A 5,874-nucleotide genomic window follows, 5' to 3' on the forward strand; every position below is an offset into this window, starting at 1 on the left:
AGCACACTGCATAGATACATCAATTGTGAGATTAAAACACTAGATCAAATGGACACGATTGATGATATTTATAATGCGCTTTTTAAAATTGATAACGATTCTATTGAATTTATATCAAGCTATGTCGTCAATACTTCTCTAGCTGTTAAATAATTCTGTAAAACAACCAACCCACCAGGGAGACTAGCAACTCCCTGATGGGCATTGTACGTCTCCCGTTAGCCAAAACTATAAGGAGAAATACAATGAAACATAAACATCAAGGTCAATCATTAGCGTTACGTACAGCAAAAATTTTGATGCTCGATCGCACGCAAATAAAAAATATAAAGAATGACGAACCAACGCAACCAAATACCTATGAAAATATGCTGAATATAAAAAACATAAAAACTCAGCCCATCTCAATTACACCGTATTTGAGAAGATTATGTATCTGATTGCGTAGATGTTTTAATAAATAATAACCCTTGGGGGATGTTAATCCCTCAAGGGATTGTCATCCCCTTAAAGGGTTAAAAACTGAGTAAACCTAATCTTAAGGAGATGACAAAATGACCATAAATAAAAACAAAGCTTTTTATTTTATTCCCAAATATCAGGCAGCAACGCTTATCTACGATAATATCGTCAAGTATCAACCTCAACTTGATCGCTTGAAAGAAGCGTTAGAGAGGTGTCCAGAGACCTACCAAGCAGAAAGTCAAAAGATACCTGATAAAGTTGCCTGGTTGCACTACTATCATCCGAATGGATGGCACTGGTATGTGATCGAAAAAGATATCTGTGATGAACAGTTACAAGTATTTGCACTTGTTTCAGGTCACGATACTGAGTTTGGCTACTTTAGCATTCATGAGCTCAGAGAAATCGCAGGTGTTCTGATTGATCTTAACTGGAAGCCAAAGCCGTTATCTGAGATTAGTGAAGTCAGTCACTTTGTGGTCAAGTTCAGTAAAGAAGATGACGTTGAAGTTGATAATAGTGAAATAAAGTAAGAAGTATCACAAAGCAGTTTTGTTTAGCCGCTCAACTGCTTTGTAACCCACATCCATAAGGAGAATGTAAGTTAATTATATGGCGATATGATTTATTTGCAATACTTTTCTTATGTGATGTGACATAAATGCGTCTTATTGACGTGATAACCCTACAGGGAGAACATTCCCTGTAGGGGGTATTCTCCCTGTTTTATGACATAAGGAGAATACCATGTCACAAAATACAGATAATAAAACATTGGAATTACCTGAGATAATTAATGCAGTATCCAGTGAATTTCTCCACCTACTAAAGCATCTTGATCCTGACTTTACCATCGAAAATATCACTTTTGATGATAAGGCTGCAATCGACCGCAAGGGGGCTTTTTTAGGACTAAACAATGATCAAAGCAGATTAGCCTATATCCCAATTGCTCGCTTGAATCGATTTACCCTTCCATCAGCGTTGCCTAATAGCAATCCCATCTTTATGGAGTTGCTATTGCCATATAATGTTGGCTCTAAGTCGTTAAGAAGCAGTTTTGCCGTACAAACGACAGTTAGAAGAGCATTAACTGCGACAGGTGTAATGATACCTGAAAGCATGATTGTTAAACTTGAGCAACATTTTAATACACCAGATATCTCAATAAGTCACATCAGTGAAGGCATTGCAGCAATTTATGCTTTGCCGAAACCTGATGGTGGCTCACTGGGATCATCGTGTATGCAAGGCTGTAACAAAAACTGGTTTGAAATCTATGACAACGAGCCTGCCATTGGTTGTCTTGTTGCCAAGGATAATGAGGGTCAGTTGGTAGGTCGAGCAATTACCTGGCAAGTTGATAGCGGTGCGACTTGTTGCGATAGATGCTATGGCACATCATCTTATATTGAAGAAGCGATTGTAGCCTATGCCCAAAAAAATGGCATGTACTACAAAAGCAATAACAATATGGATACCCCAGAATCTTGGGTCTGCAATAATAGCACTCTACCTTCTGTATGCCAGACAGTCACATTAAAACAAGAGGAATATCATCATTATCCTTACATGGATACATTTAAGTATCTTAATACCTATAATGGGGAACTCAATTGTTTTGATGATTGTAACCATGATGCAGAGCTCACATCGACCAATGGGTATCATAACAACTTAGGATACTGCGAACGATGTGACACTCATTATTCAAGTGATCGGATCAGATATGTTGATCATATGGATGTATGTGATGATTGCTTTGATGAGTATTATACCAGCTGTGATCAATGTGATGAGTACGTACATCGGGATAAAATCACACCTGCCCAAGGTGATCGTTATGTTTGCCAAGATTGTCTAGATAACGATTATGTATGCTGTGATGAATGTACTAGCTATGTCCACACAGATGATATTTATCGTTTTGACTGTGGTGATATATGTCCAAAGTGTATTGAAGGAGCGCGCCCATGAAACATTTACAGCGCTTATTCAACCTCTTAAGTCTTGGCAACCAGAATGCTAAGGCAGCATATATCAAGCAACAATATGGCAAATACGTTCATCAAGATGAGTATGGTAATCTCTACCTTAATCGTGATTTTCGTCAGCAGAAACCCTATCTTGTCGCACATATTGACACCGTGGATGAGCAACCGACTGCCAAGCAGATCATTGTTGATCCTTACGCACAAATCATCAGTGGAACACGCCATGGGAAACCATGCAACCTGGGTGCTGATGATGGTGTCGGTGTGTTTGCAGCATTACAACTTTTTGATCTACTGGATATAGGTGTTGCACTCTTTAAAGATGAGGAAGTTGGCTGTATTGGCTCTAGCCATGCAGACAGTGATTATCTGAATGCAAGCTACTTAATTCAACTGGATCGCAAAGGACATGAGGACATTATTTTTAATGGCGCTGGCATTACCATAGCCAGTGATGATTTTATCAATGCCGTTGAGAATATTGCTCAAAATTATGGTTATACATCACAGTTTGGCGGCTTAACGGATGTCGTTACTTTGTCTGATCAGGGTATTGTTGAGGTATCTTGTATGAATCTATCTTGTGGTTATTACAAACCACATACCAAAGATGAATATATTGATATCAGACATATGCAAAAGGCGATTGATTTTACACACAATATTATCAATACCCTTGGTAATGAGATTTTCCCGCATAAAGCAATAAGAGAATGGGAGTCTGATTACCATCATAAGCCTAATAAAAATATCAGATGTTTCATGCAGGAGCTTTTAGCCACCAATATGACGGATGAAGAAATCTACGATGAGCTATATTTCTTCATGAATGATTATGATTGGTACTACTAAAGAAACTGAAAAAATAAAAAAACTAAAACAACTCGAGCTGCATTGAAAATAACGATCTGAAAAATAGGAAAAATTTAACATATGCTTTTCAAGCAAGTATGCTTTGCATCTACGCTATTAAAATAAGAATATGTTAAAATTCCTCAATGTGTGACATGATTTTGTTAAACTGAGTATATCATTTTCACCTTTTTTACTTTTTACTTGTTTTTATTTTGAGCGGATTTATTATTCTTACGCTTATTTTTACCATTTTTATCAAGCGATTGACTGTTTTCTGGTACAGCCTCCATAGCAGACGACAGGATTTTAAACTCATCGCATAAAACGCCATAGGCATCATTTTGCTGCTTAAGCAGAAGATTTTCCTGATAAAGATTGAGCCAACTTTGCGCCACAGGAGGCACATGTGGCTTTTTACGCCAACCTAACACAGTGTCATAGCTATAGCCTGTCACCTGACAAAAATCCTTGATTGATCGTATATTTTGGCTTTTATCCTTAGCCAGAAGCTGAATAGCACGGGTAAATTCACTGTAAGATAGACTCATTCAAAAATAAAATATAAATTTTAATGTCTATATGATTGTATTTTTATTCATGTATGTCAATATATTGTTGATTAATGTCTATTTGACATTTATAATAAGTCAACTGATAAAATAAACACTTATAAACAGTCTATAAAACAGGAGTATACAATGAAAAAATATCAGGTATCGATTGAAAATGCACAAAATCATTATGCGTTAAATACATTTACACGGTCTTTTGATGACGCAGCACAAGCAGAACACTATTTTGTGGAATTATTAGAGTATGATTTTTTTAAAGGTTTGGATGTCAATGTCAAACTTAAAAATACTGAAACCAATACAACACTGAAACATACCAACCTATTAACTGTCATTGCTTCTTAAACCATATACCTCTAGCGCTTTCCTTTTAAAATATCACTCACCAACATCATAGCCTTCATCATGGGATTGTGATTGTTCTTTGCCTTTAGATAATTGCTGCTGGACTTTATCTCTGTGGTGTCTGGCATAAATATCTATCATCGTTGCCACACTGGATAAAGCCATTGGACTACCTGATTTGGCAATAACAGCTTCAATTTTATCATCAGTTAAATTAAAGTCTGTACGCTCCCCAGGGTAATCAAGCTCATACTTAACCAATGCCTGTATATCAGATTTATGTGCCTGTAGCGTTTCATCTGAATATTCTCGCAACCAGTCATTGATATACGCATCACCATCGATAAACTCGTCACGATTTGCCATATAGCGCTTGGCATACATAGACATCGCGTCTTTGGTTTCTTGCGAAATGCCAGGTGCAGATTGACTTAATTGCAATTGTACTCGATCAACACGGTTATTTAGTCGATCTAATCCCATCTGCTCGGAGATGTCATCAACATGCTGGTGTACCAGAACATCATTCCAGTCAGTCTTTTTAAAGCCTTCAATATTTTGTGGCAAGATGACTCGCGCATCGATCCCCTGTGCTTTTAATGCAGCTTGCGCCTCATACGTCAAAGCATAAGATTGTGATGTCACACCATCATTGTCCCCTGCAATAATCACCTCACTAGGGTTAAAGTGCTCAATCATATCTTTCATTTTACCAATATTAGCGGCAGAACCACACGCCGTTAAAACGGTGGCTTTTGGATCAGCCATTGCAATTGATGCTGCGGTTTCTGGACCCTCTGCAATATATAGTCGTCCTTTTTGCCCTTTCTCAGCACCAATATTCACAAAACCTGCTGAGCCAGAAATAACACCCAACGTCAATTTAGGGGTATCCATAAAGCTTGGCTTGTCTGCTGTTTTTGGGTCTAAGTAAATACGCTGCACACCGGTTAAGCCCTCTTTCCCGTAGACAGGAACCACGAGCATTGGCAGTTTATTGGTGAGTGTTTGCCCATCTTGTTTATAGACCCACGCACCCTTAGGTAAAAAGCGCATTTGCATCGTGTGAATAGGATAAATAGCACGATGCTCTTTTAAGTAACGCTCAGCTAAAGTGTCTTTTAATGGCACAGTCGCAGCCCATAGTTTTTGTGCTTTGGCAATTTCAGCAGCGCGTGTTCTTGCCACTTCTGCTTCACGTTGCTCCGCCATTTTTTGTGGATCATAAATTTCAGTGGTTTTAATCGCTTCAACTTTAAGCCCTGCAAAAATAGCCGCCATCTCAAAATGACTCATGCCCGTTTTTTGTTGCGGGAAGTTTTCTCTGAACGCATCTGCTGGTTGGCGATATTGATCTTTGACGGGATCATACCATTGACCTTTTCTCTCTCCATTTAACATCACCATGCGATCGTGTTCATATAGCACATAATCCTGTGTCGCTTTCATTGGTTGACCAAAGGCATAATCATACACATCTAAACGAGCATAAATGGCATTGTTAATCGCTTTTATATCAAAACGCGTCACCTCTCTTGGCTGCATTGGCGCAGTAGAAAGGTTAGAAGAAGCACTATTTGCAGGTGCAATTTCATTCACTGCATGAGTTGCTTTTAGATGATTAAGAACTGGAACACGCTCAC

Annotated in this window: 7 protein-coding genes; 5 read left to right on the forward strand and 2 right to left on the reverse strand. The window is 38.3% G+C overall.

The features are described 5' to 3' along the window. Window positions 1-245 precede the first annotated feature (245 nt). The 4 genes from DNJ75_RS14045 to DNJ75_RS14060 all read left to right on the forward strand — a co-directional run bounded on the left by DNJ75_RS14045 (window position 246) and on the right by DNJ75_RS14060 (window position 3,311). Window positions 246-440, forward strand: coding sequence for a hypothetical protein (locus DNJ75_RS14045; RefSeq protein ID WP_117004071.1), 195 nt, complete (start codon window positions 246-248; stop codon window positions 438-440). A 114-nt stretch (window positions 441-554) separates the two neighbouring features. Beyond that, entirely contained in the window at window positions 555-998 is a 444-nt protein-coding gene (locus DNJ75_RS14050; protein WP_117004072.1) for a hypothetical protein, read from the forward strand. Window positions 999-1,212: 214 nt separating this feature from the next. Beyond that, window positions 1,213-2,442 (forward strand): hypothetical protein, encoded by a 1,230-nt coding sequence (locus DNJ75_RS14055; protein WP_117004073.1) that lies wholly within the window; start codon window positions 1,213-1,215, stop codon window positions 2,440-2,442. After that, complete coding sequence (locus DNJ75_RS14060; RefSeq protein WP_117004074.1) at window positions 2,439-3,311, forward strand: M20/M25/M40 family metallo-hydrolase; 873 nt, start codon at window positions 2,439-2,441, stop codon at window positions 3,309-3,311. The genes DNJ75_RS14055 and DNJ75_RS14060 overlap by 4 nt, the downstream gene beginning before the upstream one ends. 200 nt (window positions 3,312-3,511) lie before the next feature. Here DNJ75_RS14060 and DNJ75_RS14065 read toward each other — a convergent pair whose 3' ends face one another. Next, window positions 3,512-3,862, reverse strand: a complete 351-nt coding sequence (locus tag DNJ75_RS14065; RefSeq protein WP_150468829.1) for a hypothetical protein — start codon at window positions 3,860-3,862, stop codon at window positions 3,512-3,514. 150 nt (window positions 3,863-4,012) lie between these two features. On the opposite strand from DNJ75_RS14065, the gene DNJ75_RS14070 reads away from it, so the two are divergent. Beyond that, on the forward strand, window positions 4,013-4,231 hold the full coding sequence (locus DNJ75_RS14070; RefSeq protein WP_117004076.1) for a hypothetical protein: 219 nt from the start codon (window positions 4,013-4,015) through the stop codon (window positions 4,229-4,231). A gap of 33 nt (window positions 4,232-4,264) precedes the next feature. Here the strand turns inward: DNJ75_RS14070 and DNJ75_RS14075 are convergent. Next, window positions 4,265-5,874, reverse strand: a 1,610-nt coding sequence (locus DNJ75_RS14075) for a DUF7146 domain-containing protein (RefSeq protein ID WP_206609119.1), incomplete at its 5' end; no start/stop codon positions are given.

Source organism: Cysteiniphilum litorale (assembly GCF_003428165.1).
Classification (GTDB): Bacteria; Pseudomonadota; Gammaproteobacteria; order Francisellales; family Francisellaceae; genus Caedibacter; species Caedibacter litoralis.